The organism is Lelliottia sp. 489 (assembly GCF_050435885.1).
Lineage (GTDB): Bacteria > Pseudomonadota > Gammaproteobacteria > Enterobacterales > Enterobacteriaceae > Enterobacter > Enterobacter nimipressuralis.
Map to the genome: position 1 here is coordinate 487,059 of NZ_JBNDLC010000001.1, position 19,529 is coordinate 506,587.

General features: G+C 54.6%; 15 protein-coding genes. 9 read left to right on the top strand and 6 right to left on the bottom strand.

Going from position 1 to position 19,529, the window contains the following annotated elements; genetic code table 11:
• Positions 1–93: 93 nt before the first annotated feature.
• Together ABIE11_RS02485 and ABIE11_RS02490 are read right to left on the bottom strand one after the other, a co-directional pair.
• A complete protein-coding gene (locus tag ABIE11_RS02485; RefSeq protein ID WP_429183866.1) occupies positions 94–2,478 on the bottom strand; it encodes a glucose/quinate/shikimate family membrane-bound PQQ-dependent dehydrogenase in 2,385 nt (794 codons plus the stop codon).
• A gap of 288 nt (positions 2,479–2,766) precedes the next feature.
• On the bottom strand, positions 2,767–3,690 hold the full coding sequence (locus tag ABIE11_RS02490) for a LysR substrate-binding domain-containing protein (protein ID WP_100780215.1): 924 nt from the start codon (positions 3,688–3,690) through the stop codon (positions 2,767–2,769).
• Between the two features lie 278 nt (positions 3,691–3,968).
• On the opposite strand from ABIE11_RS02490, the gene hglS reads away from it, so the two are divergent.
• Together hglS and ABIE11_RS02500 are read left to right on the top strand one after the other, a co-directional pair.
• Positions 3,969–5,312, top strand: coding sequence for a 2-oxoadipate dioxygenase/decarboxylase HglS (gene hglS, locus ABIE11_RS02495; protein WP_429183868.1), 1,344 nt, complete (start codon positions 3,969–3,971; stop codon positions 5,310–5,312).
• A gap of 42 nt (positions 5,313–5,354) precedes the next feature.
• Positions 5,355–6,863 (top strand): carboxylesterase/lipase family protein, encoded by a 1,509-nt coding sequence (locus tag ABIE11_RS02500; protein WP_429183870.1) that lies wholly within the window; start codon positions 5,355–5,357, stop codon positions 6,861–6,863.
• On the opposite strand, the gene ABIE11_RS02505 is transcribed toward ABIE11_RS02500, so the two are convergent.
• Complete coding sequence (locus ABIE11_RS02505; protein WP_194512502.1) at positions 6,826–7,692, bottom strand: LysR substrate-binding domain-containing protein; 867 nt, start codon at positions 7,690–7,692, stop codon at positions 6,826–6,828. The two genes, ABIE11_RS02500 and ABIE11_RS02505, sit on opposite strands and share 38 nt — an antisense overlap.
• A gap of 114 nt (positions 7,693–7,806) precedes the next feature.
• Positions 7,807–8,934, bottom strand: a complete 1,128-nt coding sequence (gene ompC, locus ABIE11_RS02510) for a porin OmpC (RefSeq protein ID WP_429183873.1) — start codon at positions 8,932–8,934, stop codon at positions 7,807–7,809.
• 450 nt (positions 8,935–9,384) lie between these two features.
• Here ompC and ABIE11_RS02515 point away from each other — a divergent pair, with 450 nt between their 5' ends.
• The 4 genes from ABIE11_RS02515 (at position 9,385) to rimL (ending at position 13,833) form a co-directional block, all read left to right on the top strand.
• On the top strand, positions 9,385–10,554 hold the full coding sequence (locus tag ABIE11_RS02515) for a pyridoxal phosphate-dependent aminotransferase (protein WP_107703600.1): 1,170 nt from the start codon (positions 9,385–9,387) through the stop codon (positions 10,552–10,554).
• 11 nt (positions 10,555–10,565) lie between these two features.
• The gene (locus ABIE11_RS02520; protein WP_429183875.1) at positions 10,566–11,339 is read left to right on the top strand and encodes an ABC transporter substrate-binding protein; all 774 of its coding nucleotides are present in this window, start codon (positions 10,566–10,568) and stop codon (positions 11,337–11,339) included.
• Between the two features lie 246 nt (positions 11,340–11,585).
• Entirely contained in the window at positions 11,586–13,241 is a 1,656-nt protein-coding gene (locus ABIE11_RS02525) for a glucan biosynthesis protein D (protein WP_102103689.1), read from the top strand.
• Between the two features lie 43 nt (positions 13,242–13,284).
• A complete protein-coding gene (gene rimL / locus ABIE11_RS02530) occupies positions 13,285–13,833 on the top strand; it encodes a 50S ribosomal protein L7/L12-serine acetyltransferase (RefSeq protein ID WP_107703599.1) in 549 nt (182 codons plus the stop codon).
• On the opposite strand, the gene ydcK is transcribed toward rimL, so the two are convergent.
• Positions 13,828–14,808: a YdcK family protein gene (ydcK, locus tag ABIE11_RS02535; RefSeq protein WP_429183877.1), complete on the bottom strand. Its 981-nt coding sequence runs from the start codon at positions 14,806–14,808 to the stop codon at positions 13,828–13,830. The genes rimL and ydcK overlap by 6 nt on opposite strands.
• 122 nt (positions 14,809–14,930) lie before the next feature.
• On the opposite strand from ydcK, the gene tehA reads away from it, so the two are divergent.
• Positions 14,931–15,935, top strand: a complete 1,005-nt coding sequence (gene tehA, locus ABIE11_RS02540) for a dicarboxylate transporter/tellurite-resistance protein TehA (protein WP_429183879.1) — start codon at positions 14,931–14,933, stop codon at positions 15,933–15,935.
• A complete protein-coding gene (gene tehB / locus ABIE11_RS02545) occupies positions 15,932–16,528 on the top strand; it encodes a tellurite resistance methyltransferase TehB (RefSeq protein ID WP_429183881.1) in 597 nt (198 codons plus the stop codon). The genes tehA and tehB overlap by 4 nt, the downstream gene beginning before the upstream one ends.
• Here tehB and pepT read toward each other — a convergent pair.
• Entirely contained in the window at positions 16,525–17,754 is a 1,230-nt protein-coding gene (gene pepT / locus ABIE11_RS02550; RefSeq protein ID WP_102103694.1) for a peptidase T, read from the bottom strand. The genes tehB and pepT overlap by 4 nt on opposite strands.
• Before the next feature lie 112 nt (positions 17,755–17,866).
• On the opposite strand from pepT, the gene ABIE11_RS02555 reads away from it, so the two are divergent.
• Positions 17,867–19,459, top strand: a complete 1,593-nt coding sequence (locus ABIE11_RS02555; RefSeq protein WP_429183883.1) for an ABC transporter substrate-binding protein — start codon at positions 17,867–17,869, stop codon at positions 19,457–19,459.
• Positions 19,460–19,529: the final 70 nt, after the last annotated feature.

A 19,529-nucleotide genomic window follows, 5' to 3' on the forward strand; every position in this document is an offset into this window, starting at 1 on the left:
CTTTCCCCATCGATAACATCATACGTCCGTAAACGTGAAACGTCGCCGGGCGATAAAAAAAGGGGCCAATCGGCCCCTTTTTCATTACTGCTTTTACGCTTTATCTGGCAGGGCGTACGCAATAATGTAATCACCACGGTCCGGTGACTGACGCGCGCCACCTGCGTTAATGATGATGTACTGTTTGCCGGTTTTCGGCGACACGTAGGTCATCGGGCCTGACTGGCTGCCCACTGGCAGACGGTCTTTCCAGATCTCTTTCCCGGTTGCGGTATCAAACGCGCGCAGGTAGAAATCCTGAGTGCCCGCGAAGAACAGCAGACCAGACTGGGTGGAAAGTGATGCGCCCAGCGTCGGCATCCCGATTGGGATCGGCATGTGCATACGAATACCCAGCGGACCGGTATCTTCAACGGTACCAACCGGAACCTGCCACACCAGCTTGCCGCTTTTCAGATCCACGGCGGACATGGTGCCGAACGGGGGTTTCTGGCACGGAATGCCCAGCGGAGAGAGGAAACGCTCGCGCATTGCACCAAACGGCGTACCGTCCATCGGCACAATACCCATCTCGATCCCGCTGGCGTTTTTGGCAACATTCGCGCGCGGCACCATATAGTTCGCGAGACCCAGACGCATATCGTTGACGAACATCAGACCGTTATTCGGATCAACGGAGACGCTGCCCCAGTTCATCCCGCCGAGGGAGCCTGGGAACTGCAGCGAGCGGTCAAGACCCGGTGGGGTAAAGACGCCCTGGTGACGCATCTCTTTAAACTGAATGCGGCACAGCAGCAGATCGACCGGCGTTGCGCCCCACATGTCGGATTCGGTCAGCGTCTGGTTGCCAATCATCGGCATGCCAACGGAATACGGCTGCGTTGGGGAGTAACGTTCGCCTTCAATATTACCTGCCGGAACCGGACGCTCTTCCACTTTGGCTACTGGCTTGCCGGTTTCGCGGTTGAGCATAAAGATCATGCCCTGTTTGCTGGTCTGCACCAGCACCGGCGTGGTGCCGCCTTTACCGTCAGGGAGATCGTACAGCAGCGGCTGCGACGGCAGGTCGAAGTCCCACAGGTCGTGGTGTGTGGTCTGGAAATGCCAGCGCACCTGACCGGTAGTCGCGTCTACCGCCACAATTGACGAACTGTATTTATCGTCCAGCGCGGTACGTTCGCCAGCATAGAAATCGGGCGTTGCGTTGCCGGTTGGCAGATAGATCAGGTTCAGTTTTGCGTCGTAAGACATGGCAGACCAGACGTTCGGCGTACCGCGCGTATAGGTCTGGCCTTCTGGCGGCAGACCGGTCAGTTCCGGATTTCCGGGGTCCCAGGCCCATGCCAGTTTGCCGGTGTGCACGTCATAGGCGCGAACCACACCCGGCGGTTCGCCAGTCGAGAAGTTATCCGCCACGCGGCCACCGACGACCACCACATTACCGGCCACCAGCGGGGTAGAGGTTTGCTGATAGTAGCCCGGTTTGATTTCACCCATGCCAACGCTGAGGTCAACAATACCGTGATCGCCAAAGTCTTCGCAGACTTTGCCCGTATCGGCGTTGATGGCAATCAGGCGCGCATCGGTGGTTGGCAGGAACAGACGACGGGCACAGGCGGCCGGTTGCGTATCTGTTTGTGACGTTGTCACGACGCTGTGGTCTTCAAAGAAGCCCAGGCCACGACAGCGCTGCCAGTTTGGCGCGGTGGCTTTGGAATCGTAGCGCCATTTTTCTTTACCGGAATCCACGTCCAGCGCCAGTACTTTGCTGTATGGCGTGCAGACAAATAGGGTGTCGCCCACCTGCAGTGGCGTGTTCTGATCTTCTGCCCCAGAACCGTTGCTCACCGGGATATCACCCGTGTGCGCGGTCCAGGCCACTTTCAGCTCGCCAATGTTTTGCTTGTTAATCTGATCCAGTGCGGCAAAACGGTCGCCGTGGGTGGTGTTACCCCAGTGTTCCCAGTTTTTCTGCTGCTCGCCTGGGGCGACGGGTTTCACCGGTACCGCTTCGTTAGCCTTGACCAGCGTTTGCGGCTTAAACATCCAGCCGAAGCTCACCAGCATCGCTACGGCGAGCACGGCGGCAAGGGTAAATGCCGGGATTTTATTTACAGCCTGGTTGCCGTTTGCTGCGCGCAGGAACGGCCAGACAATGGCACATAAAAAGGCCAGCACGGCGAGGGTAAACAGGCGCGAGAAGAGCGGCCAGAAATCCCAGCCTGCGTCACTGACGGCCCAGAATAACGACGCGATAAACGCGATGGCATACAGAATGATGCCGCTGGTGCGATTCATGAGGATTAAAACGGCGGAGATAACCATCACCACGCCAATGATCAGGAAGTACCAGCTTCCGCCTACGGTGGCGAGCTTAAAGCCCAGCCCGCCGACCGCCAGTCCGATGATTGCCATCAGGACGACCAGGAGCCACTGCAGGAGTCTCGGAACCCCGCGTGGCGCGCTGCCAAATGCCATGTCTATCTCCTTAAAGACCTCGTTTTCCTCCGGTGGCACGGGCGCAGAGCCTGTACCAAATGGGTAACAGAATACGGGTTTAATGATGATTTATACGATGAATACCGTTTATACGGCTTTGAAACCCACCGAATGAAATAGGGTGTGAACCATTTGGTGAATTCGTGGCTATGATAAGTCTGTTAAATTGTTTGTTGCAATTGTTAATAAAAAATTTCGCATTATTTGATTAAAAGCGATAAAAAACCCGTCATCACAACGGGTCAGCTGGAAAGCGGAGGGAGACGGTTAAATCGGCATCGACTTGCGGATGGCGCTCAGCAACGCTTGCGCCCCCGATGAGAGCGGGGTGTCTACGCGGGTCAGGATACCAATTGGCTCACCGGCGCCCGGCGACGCGACAGGCAGCGCGGTCAGGGTGCCCTGGCGAAGATCTTCTTTTACCGCCCCGGACGGCACGAACCAGACATAGTCATAATCTACCGTCAGCTGGCGCGACAGGGAGGCCGAGAGGGTTTCGATACACCCCGATGGCAGCTTGCAGCCCTGCATTTGCAGCATCACTTCGGCGTTATGGCGAGGAACAGTGCCTTTTGGTGACACCACCACCGGCCATTCCATGACCCGGCTCAGGGTGACCGTATCATGCAGCAGCGGGTGATTCGGGCGAACCACCAGCTTCAGCGATTCCAGGAACAGCAGCTCGTAATTCAGACCGCCCATCAACTCTGGATCGGACATTCGCCCAATGCCCAGATCCAGCTCGCCAGACTTTAACCCGGCCAGCAGCATGGTGTTATTCATCGTGGCGACCTGCAGCGTGGTGTTTTTTTGCTGCTTATGAAACTGACCAATCGCCGAAGGCAGAATGCCGAGCGCCGCCGTGGGCAGTGCGCCAACGCGGACCACATCCGAGATCTGATCGTCCTTACGATTCAGCGCCTGACCGGCGGTATTGAGCGCATCCAGCACTTTGACGGCGTGGGTGAGAAACTGTTCGCCGACTAAGGTGAGCTGCGCGCCAAGACGCCCGCGATCGAACAGGCGTGCGCCGGTGAGTTGTTCCAGTTCGTTCAGGGTTTTCGAGAGGGCTGGCTGGCTAAGATTAAGAGTTTCAGCCGCACGCCCCAGCGTTCCCTGTTGAGCGACGGCCACAAAAGTGTGCAGATGGCGCAAGCGTATGCGCTGACTAAACAAACCATTTTTTTCCATGATGCGATGTTAAGAACAGAGCCGTGCGAGTGACAAGGGAAGATGTTTAATTTTGATAACTTGATAGCAAAATATTATTAACATTTGATCTATTTGAGTTACAAGAATTTTTTCACCCGTGGATGAGGTGATTCTCATGAGGTTTTTTCTTCGCGCAGAAAGAGAAAAAGCGCAGGGAATAACCACTTGTCTGTCAGGATCACAAATCGCAAATTCTTCCCCCCAACGACAGCGGCCTTCTCTACACTCCAGGTAATATTCACTGGAGGCATGACATCATGGCGAACACCATCACGGCTGATGATATTCGGGAACACTTTTCGCAGGCTATGTCAGCGATGTACCAGCAGGAAGTTCCGCAGTACGGCACGCTGCTGGAACTGGTAGCGGACGTGAATCTGGCGGTACTGGAAAACAATCCGCACTTACATGAACAGCTGGCCAACGCCGATGAGCTGGCGCGGTTAAACGTCGAACGCCACGGGGCGATTCGCGTGGGGAGCGCTCAGGAGCTGTCCACCTTGCGCAGGATGTTTGCCATTATGGGCATGTATCCTGTCAGCTATTACGATCTCTCCCAGGCGGGCGTCCCGGTGCATTCTACGGCGTTTCGTCCCATTGATGACGCCGCGCTGTCGCGCAACCCGTTCCGCGTGTTTACCTCGTTGCTGCGCATGGAGCTTATCGAAAATGTCGCCCTGCGCGAACGCGCGGCTGAGATCCTCGCCCAACGTACTATTTTTACTCCGCGCTGCCTGGAACTGATTGCGCTGCATGAGTCAGAAGGGCAGTTTACTGAAACGCAAGCGCGCGAGTTTGTTCAAGAAGCACTGGAGACGTTCCGCTGGCATCGCCACGCCACCGTCGATCAGGAGACCTATCAGGCGCTGCACGATGAGCACCGTCTGATTGCCGATGTGGTCTGTTTCCCGGGATGTCATATCAACCATCTTACGCCGCGCACCCTGGATATCGACCGGGTGCAGGAGCTGATGCCGAAATATGGCATTGAGCCGAAGATTCTGATCGAGGGGCCGCCGCGTCGTGAAGTGCCGATTTTACTGCGCCAGACCAGTTTTAAAGCGCTGGAGGAACCGGTGTTTTTTGCCGGAGAGCATAAAGGCACCCATACGGCGCGCTTTGGCGAAATCGAACAGCGCGGAGTTGCGCTCACGCCAAAAGGCCGCGAACTGTATGACCGTCTGCTGAATCAAGCCGGAACCGGCAAGGATAATTTGACGCATCAACTGCATCTGCGGGAGGTGTTCCAGACTTTCCCGGACAGCGAAATGTTCCTGCGCCGTCAGGAGCTGGCCTATTTCCGCTATCGTCTGACCCCTGCGGGCGAAGCGCACCGACAGGCGTTCCGCCCGGGCGACGATCCTCAGCCGCTCATTGAGCGTGGCTGGGTAGTGGCGCAGCCGATTATTTATGAGGATTTTCTGCCGGTGAGTGCGGCAGGGATTTTCCAGTCCAATCTGGGGAATGAAACCCAGGCGCGCAGCCGTGGAAATTCGAGTCGTGAAGCGTTCGAAGCCGCACTGGGATGCCCGGTAAACGACGAGTTTGCGCTGTATCAGCAGGCCGAAGACCGCAGTAAACGGCGTTGCGGTTTGCTCTGAAATCGCTACTCTGCTGGGGTGTGATGGAAAAAGAAGGCAAGTATGGAAAATTCCACGACCCCAGTAGTGACTACCCGCCAGGGAGCGTTAAGCGGTTTTATTGATAATGATGTGCACGTCTGGTGCGGTATTCCGTATGCCGCGCCGCCCGTTGGCGCGCTGCGCTGGCGCTCGCCGCAACCACCCGTCTCCTGGGAAGGTATCCGTCCGGCCAATATGTTCTCGGCATCCAGCTGGCAAAACATCGACTACTGCCGGGAACTGGGCGGGGGCGACCCAGGGCGATTCTCGGAAGATTGTCTCTATCTCAACGTCTGGGCTCCCGCAAAACTGACCGAGCCACTTCCCGTGATGGTCTGGCTGCATGGCGGCGGGTATACCATTGGCGCGGGCGGATTACCGCCTTACCAGGGGAAAGCGCTGGCTCAACGTGACGTCATTGTTGTCACCATTAACTATCGTCTGGGCCATCTCGGCTTTTTCGCTCACCCGGCGCTCGCCGGTGAGGAAGCCGATGTGGTGCATAATTTTGCGCTGTACGATCAAATCGCGGCGCTTCACTGGGTACAGGACAATATTGCTGCGTTTGGCGGCGATGCTGATAACGTGACCGTGTTTGGCGAATCCGCCGGGGCGCGAAGCGTGCTGTCACTGCTGGCTTCGCCGCTGGCAAAAGGGTTGTTTCACAAGGCGATCGTGCAGAGCGGTTACACGCTTCCTGATACCCCGCGCGAGCAGGCACTGCAAAAAGGTGAGGCGCTGGCGGCGCATTTTGGCATTGAGAATGCGACGGCTGAACAGCTGAGGGCGATCCCCGCCGATGCGTTCTGGTCACTGACGGCTCCCCTCAATATTGCCCCGACGCCGATTGTCGGCGACTGCGTGCTGCCGGAAGCAATGCTGGATGTGTTTTTCTCGGCCCGCCAGCACCCGGTTCCGGTGATGATTGGTTCCAACAGTGACGAAGCCAGCGTGATGGCGGTGTTTGGCATCGATCTCGCCGGGCAAATTCAGAAGCTGCGTCGTGAACGTCGGTTTGGCCTGGGGCTGATCAAGCTGCTTTATCCCGGTGTGAAGGGGGATGAAGAGCTGGGGCGGCAGGTGTGTCGTGACATGGCTTTTACGACCATGGGATTTGTGGTGATGCAAGCTCAGCAGCGGGTCGGCGAACCCTGCTGGCGCTACTGGTTTGATTACGTTGCGGAAGCGGAACACGAAACCTATCAGAACGGCGCGTGGCACGGCAACGAAGTGCCCTATGTCTTTGACACACTCGGAAAGGTGGAACCTGCCAGCCAGTATGTGAACGAGCGCGATTTGGCCTTTGCCGCGCAGGTGGCAGATTATTGGGTCAATTTTGCGCGTTTCGCGAGCCGAACCTGTGATGCGCTACATGGCCCGACGCGCTGGCCCGCCTGCCGGAAAGGGCGTGATGTGCTGTTACGCATTGGTTTGAATAAACATGCAGGATTTCGCCTGGAAAACCGCTTTATGCGCGCCAGAATGAGCCTGTTTAAACGGGTGATGAAGCATCACGTGAGCCTGGATTGAGCAGACACGCGCGAAACGCGGCAAGCCCGGCGGCTTTTGCGCGTGACTCCCGTAACACCAGCCGATAGCTGGCGCCGGTTTTCACGCTGGTATTGAAGGGGCGTGCCAGGCGCCCGGCGCGAATATCTTCTCTCACCAGCGTTTCGTCAGCAATCGCCACGCCCAGCCCCTGCATCGCGGCGGTTATCGCCAAATCCATGGTGTCGAAGTGTTGATTTCGCTGCATTGTCAGCGCGAGCTCTTCCTGCCTGGACAGCCACAGCGACCAGTCGGTTTTATCTCGCGTGGGGTGCAGGAATGTCAGCGACTCCAGAGGGGCGCTCATTCGTAGTGGACTCATCACCGGCGTGAGCGCCTCTTCAAACAGCAGATCGCCTGCGCTGAGATGCGTTCCGAAGACGATAGCCGCATCATAGGACTCGGTTTTGAAATTCACCGTGTGATCGGTGGTGGTGGTGAGGGCAATTTGCAGCTCAGGCTGATCGCGTTCCACTTCAAGCAGGCGTGGAACCAGCCAGCGCATGGCGCAGGTCGGGACTTTCAGACGCACCACCGTTTGCTGCGCGCGCGCCTGTTCCGCGACGGTCAGCAGATGTTCGAAGGCGGCCTGTAGATCAGGAAGCAGGGCGCTGCCCTGAGATGAAAGCCGCAGCCCGCGCGCATGACGTTCAAAAAGAGAAAAGCCGAACCAGGACTCCAGCGTGGCAATTTTACGACTGACGGCACCCTGAGTGAGACACAACTCTTTCGCGGCGTGGGTGAGATTCAGATGACGAGCGGTGACCAGAAAGGCGTCCACAGCATTGTGCGGAAATGAACGGCGCGACATAAACACTCCAGGTATGCGTTTTCATCATGTCGTCCATAACACCTGACCTTAAGGTGCCTGTCAATCGGCGAAAAAATACCCGCCGGATGGCGGGTTTTGGGATTATGCGCAGAATTAGAACTGGTAAACCAGACCCAGGGCTACGATATCATCAGTAGAGATGCCAGAATCTTTATAGAACTGATCATCTTCATCCAGCAGGTTGATTTTATAGTCAACGTAGGTGGACATATTTTTGTTAAAGTAATAGGTCGCGCCAATATCAGCGTATTTAACCAGATCTTTATCGGTGTTGCCGTTATAGCTCAGGTCCTTACCTTTAGACTGCAGGTAGGAAATAGATGGGCGCAGACCGAAATCGAACTGGTACTGAGCAGTAATTTCGAAGTTCTGCGTTTTATTCGCAATACCGCCATCATCGCTGTTACCGTAAATGGTCATATTACGGGTTTCAGAATACATGGTCGCCAGGTAAATATCGTGATCGTCATATTTCAGACCGACAGTCCATGCATCGGCTCTATCGCCACCAGCGTAGGTGCCACCATGATTAACCTGATCGTTGGTACGGTCGGAAGAGGCGTATGCAGCACCTGCGCTGAAGCCCATGCCGAAATCATAGGTAGTGGACATACCATAGCCGTCGCCATTTTCATGACGAGGATCGCGGCCATTGCTGTTGTTGGTGCCTTCGTTACCGTTGCCGTCACCTTCGTTGTTACCCTGATACTGCAGAGCAAAGTTCAGGCCATCAACTGCACCGAAGAAGTTGCTGTTACGGTAGGTTGCAACGCCGTTTGCGCGGCTGGTCATGTAGACATCAGACTGTGCCCAGGTATCGCCACCGAACTCAGGCAGCATATCGGTCCAGCCTTCTACGTCGTACAGCACGCCGTAGTTACGACCGTAGTCGAATGAACCGTAGTCACCGAATTTCAAGCCTGCGAAGCCCAGACGGGTCCAGGACTGGTTAGACGAACCTTCAGTGTTGTTCGCCTGAACGTTGTATTCCCACTGGCCAAAACCGGTCAACTGGTCGTTGATCTGCGTTTCGCCTTTGAAGCCAATACGCACATAGCTCTGATCGCCATCCACACCAGAATCATCAGAGAAATAGTGCAGGCCATCAACTTTACCGTACAGATCCAGTTTGTTACCGTCTTTGTTATAAATCTCTGCTGCGTGAGCAGCACCGGCTGCCAGAAGCGCCGGGATAACAAGTGCCAATACTTTTCTATTCATTTTTTCATTCCTTAAAAAGGTTTTTATTATGATTTGAAATGAACTTTTGCCCATTACAAGAATCACCCGAATCCTAATATTGTTTTTAATAGGGCGGCAAACAGTATGCGCTTATAAAATGTTAAGAATTAATTCCGCCGTAACGGAATGAAACCTCAATTATATTGAGTTATGAGTTGCTATTATTTATTGATGTGAATTATTAATTACTAATTAACAGTGCTGCAAATTTCGTCTTGTTTATCAAGTTTTCGCCAGTGTAATTTAATAATTGTGAGCGCTGCATGAGTTTTTAATGGAAAAATAAAAACTCTGTTTTTGCCAGAGTTGCGCCCGGCGAAATGGGCCAGCCATGCGTTTTCATCATGGCTACTATGACAACAATTCGGTTGTCGCCAAAGCTCCCTTCGCGTTGAATAGTTATGCAATATCCACGAGAAAGGATTGATGATGACTCTGCGTACTCCCGTGCACACCCGCTCGAAACTGCCTGACGTTGGCACGACTATCTTTACGGTGATTGGGCAGCTTTCTGCTCAACATAACGCCATCAATCTTTCTCAGGGGGCACCTAACTTCTCCTGCGATCCTAAGCTCATTGCGGGCGTAACCCGCGCCATGGAGGCGGGGCACAATCAGTATGCGGCTATGACCGGCCTGCAGCCGCTGAAAGAACGCATCGTCGATAAAATTGCCACACTCTATGGCACCCGTTATGACGCCAGCAGCGAAGTGCTGATTACCGCCAGTGCCAGCGAAGGGCTGTACTCGGCGATCAGCGGTCTGGTGCATCCTGGCGACGAGGTGATCTATTTTGAGCCGTCGTTCGACAGCTACGCGCCGATTGTGCGCTTACAAGGCGCCACGCCGGTGGCGATTAAGCTGACGGTGCCCGATTTTGCCGTCGACTGGGATGAAGTCCGCGCCGCGGTGACGTCGCGCACACGCATGATCATCATCAATACCCCGCACAACCCGAGCGGTCAGGTCTTCTCGGCGAACGACCTCGAACAGCTGGCGGCGATTACCCGCCAGACGGATATCATTATTTTGTCTGATGAAGTGTATGAACACGTCGTGTTTGACGGCCAGCCGCATCACGGCATGGCAACGCACCCGCAGCTGGCGGAGCGTAGCGTGATCATTTCATCATTTGGAAAAACCTATCATGTCACCGGCTGGCGAGTAGGGTATTGTGTGGCTCCCGCTGAACTGATGGACGAAATCTGCAAAGTGCATCAATTCCTGATGTTTTCTGCCGATACTCCTATGCAGTACGCCTTTGCAGAGCATATGGCCGATCCTCAGACCTGGCTGTCGCTGTCGGCGTTCTATCAACGCAAACGCGATTTACTGCAAAATCTACTGGCGGAGTCGCCGTTCCGTTTGCTGCCGAGCGCAGGTTCGTTCTTCCTGCTGGCCGATTACAGCCACTTCAGCGACGAAAGCGACAGTGAGATGGTCAAACGGCTGATCGTTGAATCCGGTGTCGCGACCATTCCTCTGTCGGCGTTTTACACAGACGGTACAGATAACAAATTGATCCGCCTCTCTTTTGCGAAAGACGAGGCAACATTACGGGCAGGTGCGCAGGCCCTGTGTCGGGTTAAACCACGCTAAGGAGTGTTGAGATGAAATTTAACGCGTTAGTTGTCGGCATGGGATTGCTGTGTTCTTTTTCTTCCTTCGCTGCAACCGAGCTGCGCTATGGCCTGGAAGCGGAATATCCGCCGTTTGAAAGCCGTAATGCGACGGGTGAACTGGAAGGTTTTGATATCGATCTGGGCAAAGCGATTTGCAAAGCCGCTGAGCTAAAGTGCAGTTGGGTCGAGACCTCATTTGATGCGTTGATCCCTGGATTAATGGCGAAGAAATTCGATGCCATCAACTCGGCCATGAACATTACGGATCAGCGTCGTCAGAGCATTGATTTCACCCAGCCGATCTACCGTATTCCTTCCCAGTTGGTCGGGAAAGAAGGGAGTGGCGTCGACGCGACGCCGGAAGGTTTGAAAGGCAAAACCATCGGTGTACTGCAAGGTTCCATTCAGGAAACCTATGCGAAAGAGCACTGGGAGAAGCACGGTGTCACCGTGGTGTCTTATAAAGATCAGAATATGGCCTGGGGTGATTTGCTGAATGGCCGTATTGATGCCTCGCTGGTGATGTCCGCGGCCGGGCAGGCTGGTTTCCTGAGTAAGCCGCAGGGGAAAGGTTTTGGCTTTATTGGCAAACCGGTGTCGGATGACACTATCCTCGGCAGCGGGATTGGTTTCGGGCTGCGCAAAGGTGACGAGGCCACCAAAAAACAGCTCGATGCGGCTATCGAAAAAGTCCGCGCTGACGGCACCATCGACCAGCTTGCGAAGAAATACTTCCCGGGCATTGATGTCAGCGTAAAATAATAATATTGCGCCTCTTCGCCTCTGATGCAGATGTCCATCAGAGGCTTTTTATTTTTGATTTATACATAACTTTACCGTCAATTCAGTCCTTTCCCCTCGACAGAAAATATTTCTCGCTTTGCTCAGAATATCGCCGCTCAACAATTGGATTTCTAACCGTTTTTGTTTAGGCTGTGCGTTCTTTCTTGCCGTCGTTTCGCTGCCCGCGAAACTCATTCACACGACCATAAGGACGTTTTCTCAGGCATGAATCGCAGACGTTTTTTACAAGGCTCGCTGGCAATGGCTGCGCTGAGCGGTACCGCTGGACTCTCATCGCTCTTTTCCCGTGCGGCATTTGCCGCGGAATCGGATATTGCCGACGGTCAGAGTCGTCGTTTTGACTTCTCTGTACTGCAATCCATGGCGCACGATCTGGCGCAAACTGCGTGGGGCGGTGCGCCGCGTCCGCTGCCCAATACGCTGGCGACCATGACGCCGCAGGCGTACAACGCCATCAAATACGACGAGAAACAGTCACTGTGGAACAATATTGAAGATCGCCAGCTCGACGTGCAGTTCTTCCATATGGGAATGGGATTCCGCCGGCGTGTACGTATGTTCTCGCTTGATTCTGCGACATCCCAGGCGCGTGAAATTCACTTCCGCCCGGAGCTGTTTAGCTATAACGATACGGATGTCGACACCCAACAGCTGCAGGGGCAGAGCGATTTAGGCTTTGCCGGTTTCCGCGCCTTTAAAGCGCCGGAACTGGCGCGTCGCGATATCGTCTCCTTCCTGGGCGCGAGTTATTTCCGTGCCGTGGATGATACCTATCAGTACGGCCTGTCTGCGCGCGGTCTGGCGATAGACACCTTTACCGATACGCCGGAAGAGTTCCCGGACTTCACCTCATTCTGGTTTGAAACCGTCAAGCCGAACGACACCACGTTTACCGTCTATGCGCTGCTCGACAGCCCAAGTATCACCGGCGCCTATAAGTTCGTGATCCACTGCGAGAAGAGCCAGGTGATCATGGAGGTGGATAACCACCTGTATGCCCGTAAAGATATCAAGCAGCTCGGCATTTCGCCGATGACCAGCATGTTCAGCTGCGGGAACAACGAGCGCCGCATGTGTGACACTATCCATCCGCAAATCCACGACTCCGATCGTCTGGCGATGTGGCGGGGCAACGGCGAGTGGATCTGTCGTCCGCTGAACAACCCGCAAAAACTGCAGTTCAATGCCTTCCAGGATAAAAACCCGAAAGGCTTTGGCCTGCTGCAGCTGGATCGCGATTTCTCCCACTACCAGGACATCATGGGCTGGTACAACAAGCGTCCGAGCCTGTGGGTTGAGCCGCGCAATCAGTGGGGCAAAGGCAGCGTCGGTCTGATGGAGATCCCTACCACCGGTGAAACGCTGGATAACGTCGTCTGCTTCTGGCAGCCGGAAAAACCGGTTAAAGCTGGCGATGAGCTGGACTTCAAATACCGTCTCTACTGGAGCGCGCAGCCGCCGGTTCGCTCGCCGCTGGCGAACGTCTATGCCACCCGCACCGGTATGGGCGGCTTCCCGGAAGGCTGGGCACCAGGCGAAAACTACCCGAAAGTCTGGGCGCGTCGCTTTGCTATCGACTTCGTGGGAGGCGATCTGAAAGCCGCTGCGCCGAAAGGCATCGAGCCGGTGATTACGCTCTCTAACGGCGAAGCGAAACAGGTCGAAATCCTCTACGTCGAACCGTTCGACGGCTACCGTATTTTGTTTGACTGGTACCCAACGGACGATTCCACCGATCCGGTCGAAATGCGCATGTTCCTGCGCTGTCAGGGGGATGCGATCAGTGAAACCTGGTTGTATCAGTATTTCCCGCCTGCGCCTGATAAACGCAACTACGTTGACGATCGCGTGATGCGCTAACGCTGAATTCCCTCTCCCGACGGGAGAGGGAAAGTGAGGACCCATGACGGCTAACACCCCTGAAATCATTCCTGTTACCGACCGCATCGAACTGCGGGCCATCGACGAGCGCTATACCGCTGAGCTGCACAATCTGGTGGTCAAAAACAAAAGCTGGCTACAAACCGCCTTTGACTGGGCGCAGTATGTGGGAACGGAAGACGACACGCGCAAAAATGTGCTCAGCAATCACATGCTGCATCAGCGTGGTTATGCGAAAATGTTCCTGATTTTTCAGGATCAGACCCTGAAAGGTGTGCTGTCATTCAACTCGATTGAGCCGACGAATAAGACGGGTTACATCGGCTACTGGCTGGATAAAGGCAGCCAGGGGCAGGGTATTTTGTCAAACGCGTTGCAGGCGTTTATGCGCTATTACGCTGAACGCGGGGAAGTCCGCCGTTTCGTCATCAAATGTCGCGTGGCGAATGCGCAAAGCAACAGCGTAGCCGTGCGCAATGGTTTTGAGCTGGAAGGCTGCCTGAAAGAAGCCGAATTTTTAAACGGCGAGTTCCAGGATGTAAACAGCTACGCCAAAATCATTCGTCTATAGCGCGCCGAGCAGCGGGGTGCGGGTGATGCGCTGTTTTCCGTTGATCACCTTCTCACCGCGCAAATGGATGTTATCGCCACCGAATGCCTCAATCACCGCATCGTCGGTGATTTCAATACGATGTTCGATAAGCACATCGCCGCTGATTCTCGCCCGTCCCTGAATCACCACTTTGTCATCAATCAGAATTGGGCCACCGCGCAGCCAGGCCTGGCCGCCGATCAGTACATGATGTTTGATGATCACGTTCCCCTCGACCACGGCGTTTTCTGCCACCTGCGAACTGTAGCGCAACGTCGGAATCGCATCGTCTTCACGGCCGGCAACCAGCCGGGCATTGCCATACACTTTTGCGCAGTCGCAGACCCAAACGTTATTCAGATCGTTGCCTTCGATGAGCGCATTCTCGAACACTTCGGCCCGATGCTCGATAAAGGCGAAATTGACCATCGCCTCCCCGTAAATCTGCGCCTGATGGACAATTCTGGACTGGCTGACGGTGGCGTTATCGTAAATTTTCAGAACCTGTTCACGATCCGGCGTCAGGCCAAGGGCTGCAATAACAGTGCTTTGATGCAGAATCCGTGCATTGCCGTAAAGATGGCAGATACCGCGCACTTCGGAAGACTGAACGGTGACGTTGTCACTTAACTGTGCGCCATGGCTGATGTGTGAACCGTCGACCCAACTGTTATCAGCGATTTTCGCGCCGTGGCTGATCACACAATGCTGGGTGATTCGCGCGTTATCATAAATTTGCGCCTGTGCGAAAACCACGCTGTTTTCATCATAAACCCAGCAGTTTCCGTCATGGGACAGGGCGCTTTCATCCTCAAGCCAGCCGCCTTTTGTCCCGGCGGTCACATCGCCGAAATCTCGCGTGGCGATGATTTGCCGGAGCTTTACGGCTGCTTTTGTCTCGCCGTTCTGCCAGTGGTGGAGGCGGGTTTCGTCGCTGAGTCGGTATTTTTGCATCTCATGATCTCGGCTAAGGGTCTTTACTAACCGTAGCAAACTTTACGCCTTCTGAAGTGCTGGCAACCGCGTCTGAAACCCCTTAAACTAGCATTTCAAATATAATTTATACTTTAAAATGAATGCATAATAGACACAAATCCCAACAGGTTCTTAACTTACCGTTCGGTTACTTTGGCATGGTATTAGGGACTATTGGCATGGGTTTCGCGTGGCGCTATGCCAGCACGATCGGGCCGGTTTCCCGTTGGCCGGGTGAGATTCTGGTGCTGGTGGCGATCCTCATCTGGTTTTTGCTGACCCTGGCAATGCTTACCCGCGCCGTACGCTTCCCGCATAGTGTTCTTGCGGAGATGCGCCATCCGCTGATGAGCAGTTTTGTGAGTCTGTTTCCGGCCACCACACTGCTGGTGGCCATAGGGTTTGTCCCCTGGTGTCGACCCGTTTCGCTGGTGCTGTTTGGTATCGGCGTTGTGGTGCAGCTGAGCTATGCCGCCTGGCAAAGCGCCGGTCTGTGGCGGGGAAAACACCCCGAAGAGGCCACCACGCCGGGCCTGTATCTCCCGACGGTCGCCAATAATTTCATCAGTGCGATGGCCTGCGGCGTGCTCGGTTTCCACGATGCCGGGCTGGTATTTTTGGGTGCAGGGATTTTCTCCTGGTTGAGCCTTGAGCCAGTGATATTGCAGCGTCTGCGCAGTTCTGGCGAGCTACCGACGGCGCTGCGCACCTCTCTGGGTATCCAGCTGGCGCCTGCGCTGGTGGCCTGCAGCGCCTGGTTTAGCGTCAACGGCGGCGAGGCAGATACCTTCGCCAAAATGCTGTTTGGCTACGGGCTGTTGCAGCTGCTGTTTATGCTGCGCCTGATGCCCTGGTATCTCTCCCAGCCGTTCAACGCCTCCTTCTGGAGCTTCTCGTTCGGCGTTTCTGCGCTCGCTACCACCGGGCTGCATCTGGGGCAGAGCAGTCCATCGGGCTTTTTCCACGCCATTGCGGTACCGCTGTTTATTTTTACCAACTGCATCATTGCGCTCTTACTGGTGCGCACCTTCATTTTACTGGTGCAGGGAAAGCTATTAGTTCGTTCAGATAAAGCCACGCTTATGCACGCTGAGGAAAAGAGATGACTCACTTTGATGAAAACTATTTTACGGAAAAATATGGCCTGACCCGCACCCACTCGGATGTGGTTTACAGCGCCGGGATCGTCAAACCCGGCAAAACTCTGGATCTGGGCTGCGGCAATGGTCGCAACAGTCTGTATCTGGCCGCGAAGGGTTATGACGTAACCGCCTGGGATAAAAACCCGATGAGCATCGATAACATCGCGCGCATCCAGGCTGAAGAAGGGATCGCCAATCTGCAGGCTTCCGTGCAGGATCTGAACAGCCTGAGCTTTGACGGTGAGTACGATTTTATTCTCTCGACCGTGGTGATGATGTTTCTGGAAGCCAAAACCATTCCAGGACTGATTGCGAACATGCAGCGCTGCACCGTGCCTGGCGGTTACAACCTGATTGTGGCGGCGATGGATACGGAAGATTATCCGTGCACCGTTGGTTTCCCGTTCGCCTTTAAAAGCGGCGAGCTGAGCCGCTACTACGAAGGCTGGGAGCTGCTGAAATATAATGAAGACGTCGGTGAATTACACCGTACCGACGCCAATGGCAACCGCATCAAACTGCGTTTCGCCACACTGCTTGCCCGCAAACCGGTCTAACGCGCCGCCAGCAGGCAGAGTTGCAGGGCCGTTTTGTAAGAGGCCTCGAACGACGACAGCGGCAAAAACTCAAACTTTGAGTGGAAGTTATGCGCGCCGGTGAAGAAGTTCGGGGTCAACAGTCCTTTCGCCGACAGGGCCGCACCGTCGGTGCCTCCGCGCATCGGCGTCGGTTTTGGCGTGATGCCGAGCGACGTCATCGCCTCAAACATCAGGTCGATAGCACGACGATCTTCCCCAATCGCATTGCTGATATTGCTGTAGGTGTCTTCAATGTGATGCTCGACGCGGGCAGTAGGGTGTTGCGCGGCGATTTTACCGGCAACGTCAGCGATTTGCTGTTTGCGCGCGGCAAAACTCGCTGTGTCGAAATCACGGATATTGGCTTTCAGTACCGCCTCGCTTTGCCCGGCCTGAATGCCGTTAAACCAGATATACCCCTCGCGGCCCTCGGTGCATTCCGGCGTCTGCTGACGATCGAAATGGCTGATGTAGTCCATCGCCATCAGTAGCGGGTTCACCAGCACGCCTTTCGCCGACATGGGGTGAGCGGTTACGCCGGTAAAGCGGATTTCTGCCGCTGCCGCGTTAAAGTTCTCGTAAACAATCTCGCCGATTTCGCAGCAGTCGATAGTCCAGGCAAAATCAACGTCAAAACGTTTTAGATCCAGCGCTTTCGCTCCGCATAAGCCAATCTCTTCATCGGGCACAAACGCCACCACGATATCGCCGTGCTGATCCTCTGCCGTCAGGTTTTCCAGAACCGTCATTACCACTGTTACTGCGGCTTTATTATCTGCGCCTAATACGCTGGTTCCGTCGCTGAAAATAATCTCTTCGCCAGGATAAGCCAGTATTTCTGGATGCTCATTCACCCGTAACCAGATCTGTTTCTCTTTATTCAGACAGAGGTCTTCTCCTGCAAAAGTTAATATTTGTGGATGAATATCCGGTGATAATCCCACGTCTACCGTATCAATATGGGTAATAAAACCAATGCGCGGAGCGCCGCTGACATTGCCTTTTTTGACGGCGGTCACCGTGGCAAATTCGTCGATCACGATGTCGCTCAACCCCAGTGATTTCAGCTCTTCTGCCAGCACCCGCGCCATCTCGTGCTGGCCCGGTGTGGAAGGGAGGGTTGCGCTTTTCGGATCGCTCTGGCTGGTGATGGCCAGGTAGCGATAAAAGCGTTGGGTTAATTGACTGGAAAGCGAATTCGTCATAGTGATTCTCTCTTTATTTGTATTATCAGGTGTTTGCATTGTCACTTTAATGGTATTTATGCAATGGCAAAAGAATTAATTAGCCGTCGAATTAAAAAGACAGGAAAATGCGATGAATAGCAAACTGACAACCTTAACCCTGGCAATTGCTGCATTAACGGTAAGTTCCGCCGTGGCGGCAAAGACACTGGTGTATTGCTCCGAAGGATCTCCGGAGAATTTTAATCCCCAGTTATACACCTCTGGCACCAGCGTGGATGCCAGTGCCGTACCGGTCTATAACCGACTGGTCGATTTTAAACCCGGCACGACGGAGCTGGTGCCAAGCCTGGCCGAAAGCTGGGATGTCAGCGAAGACGGCAAGGTTTACACCTTCCACCTGCGCAAGGGCGTTAAATTCCAGAGCAATAAATTCTATAAACCGACGCGCGATTTTAACGCCGATGATGTGATTTTCTCCTTCATGCGGCAGAAAGACGTTAACCACCCGTACCACAACGTCTCTAACGGCAGCTATTCCAACTTTGAAAGTCTGGAGTTCGGCAGCCTGATTACCGCTATCGACAAAGTGGACGACCACACCGTACGCTTTACCCTGGCGCATCCGGAAGCGCCGTTTGTCGCCGATCTGGCCTGGTATTTTGCCTCGATTCTCTCTGCGGAATACGCCGACGCGATGCTCAAAGCGGGTACGCCGGAAAAAGTGGATATGGACCCGATAGGCACCGGGCCGTTTAAACTGACGCAGTACCAGAAAGATTCGCGCATCCTCTTCACCGCGTTCCCGGACTACTGGCAGGGCAAATCAAAACTCGACCGACTGGTGTTTAGCATCACGCCGGACGCCTCCGTGCGTTTTGCTAAAATCGAAAAAAACGAATGCCAGGTGATGCCATTCCCGAATCCTGCCGATCTGCCGCGCATGAAGGCCAACAGTGATATCAACCTGATGAGCAAAGCGGGGCTGAACACCGGATTCCTGGCGTTTAACACCCAAAAGCCGCCGCTGGATAACGTGAAAGTGCGACAGGCGCTGGCGATGGCGATCAACAAACCGGCGATCATTGACGCGGTGTTCCATGGCACGGGAACCGCAGCGAAAAACCTGTTGCCGCCCGGCGTCTGGAGCGCCGACAGCGAGCTGAAGGATTACGACTACAGCCCCGATAAGGCCAAAGCGCTGCTGAAAGAGGCGGGATTTGCCAACGGCGTGAGTATCGAACTGTGGGCGATGCCGGTGCAGCGCCCGTATAACCCGAACGCCAGACGGATGGCCGAAATGATTCAGGCTGACTGGGCGAAAATCGGCGTGCAGGCCAAAATCGTCACCTATGAGTGGGGCGAATATCTTAAGCGTGTGAAGGGCGGTGAGCACCAGGCGGCGCTGATGGGCTGGACCACGGCGACGGGCGACCCGGATAACTTCTTCGGCCCGCTGTTTACCTGTACGTCCGCCAACGGCGGCTCGAATTCGGCGAAATGGTGCTATCAGCCGTTTGATAAGATCATCAACGAGGCGAAATCGATAACCGATCACGACAAACGCGTGGCGCTATATAAAGAGGCGCAGCAGATGATGCACGATCAAATGCCTGCGGTGATGATTGCGCACTCCACCATTTTCGAACCGGTGAGAAAAGAGGTGACGGGTTACGAAATCGATCCGTTTGGTAAACACCTCTTCTGGCAAGTGGATATTAAATAACCATAAATCACTGCCCGTGACTATTCCGGGCAGTTTGTTTTTTGAATTGTGCCGCCAGCACCCTTTTTGT

Excerpts from the sequence above, each read along its gene's own strand:
- ABIE11_RS02485 (WP_429183866.1), bottom strand. The coding sequence starts at position 2,478 with ATGGCATTTGGCAGCGCGCCACGCGGGGTTCCGAGACTCCTGCAGTGG.
- ABIE11_RS02525 (WP_102103689.1), top strand. The coding sequence starts at position 11,586 with ATGAATCGCAGACGTTTTTTACAAGGCTCGCTGGCAATGGCTGCGCTG.
- hglS (WP_429183868.1), top strand. The coding sequence starts at position 3,969 with ATGGCGAACACCATCACGGCTGATGATATTCGGGAACACTTTTCGCAG.
- tehB (WP_429183881.1), top strand. The coding sequence starts at position 15,932 with ATGACTCACTTTGATGAAAACTATTTTACGGAAAAATATGGCCTGACC.
- ABIE11_RS02520 (WP_429183875.1), top strand. The coding sequence starts at position 10,566 with ATGAAATTTAACGCGTTAGTTGTCGGCATGGGATTGCTGTGTTCTTTT.
- ompC (WP_429183873.1), bottom strand. The coding sequence starts at position 8,934 with ATGAATAGAAAAGTATTGGCACTTGTTATCCCGGCGCTTCTGGCAGCC.
- ABIE11_RS02555 (WP_429183883.1), top strand. The coding sequence starts at position 17,867 with ATGAATAGCAAACTGACAACCTTAACCCTGGCAATTGCTGCATTAACG.
- ABIE11_RS02505 (WP_194512502.1), bottom strand. The coding sequence starts at position 7,692 with ATGTCGCGCCGTTCATTTCCGCACAATGCTGTGGACGCCTTTCTGGTC.
- ABIE11_RS02500 (WP_429183870.1), top strand. The coding sequence starts at position 5,355 with ATGGAAAATTCCACGACCCCAGTAGTGACTACCCGCCAGGGAGCGTTA.
- rimL (WP_107703599.1), top strand. The coding sequence starts at position 13,285 with ATGACGGCTAACACCCCTGAAATCATTCCTGTTACCGACCGCATCGAA.
- pepT (WP_102103694.1), bottom strand. The coding sequence starts at position 17,754 with ATGACGAATTCGCTTTCCAGTCAATTAACCCAACGCTTTTATCGCTAC.
- ABIE11_RS02490 (WP_100780215.1), bottom strand. The coding sequence starts at position 3,690 with ATGGAAAAAAATGGTTTGTTTAGTCAGCGCATACGCTTGCGCCATCTG.
- tehA (WP_429183879.1), top strand. The coding sequence starts at position 14,931 with ATGCATAATAGACACAAATCCCAACAGGTTCTTAACTTACCGTTCGGT.
- ABIE11_RS02515 (WP_107703600.1), top strand. The coding sequence starts at position 9,385 with ATGACTCTGCGTACTCCCGTGCACACCCGCTCGAAACTGCCTGACGTT.
- ydcK (WP_429183877.1), bottom strand. The coding sequence starts at position 14,808 with ATGCAAAAATACCGACTCAGCGACGAAACCCGCCTCCACCACTGGCAG.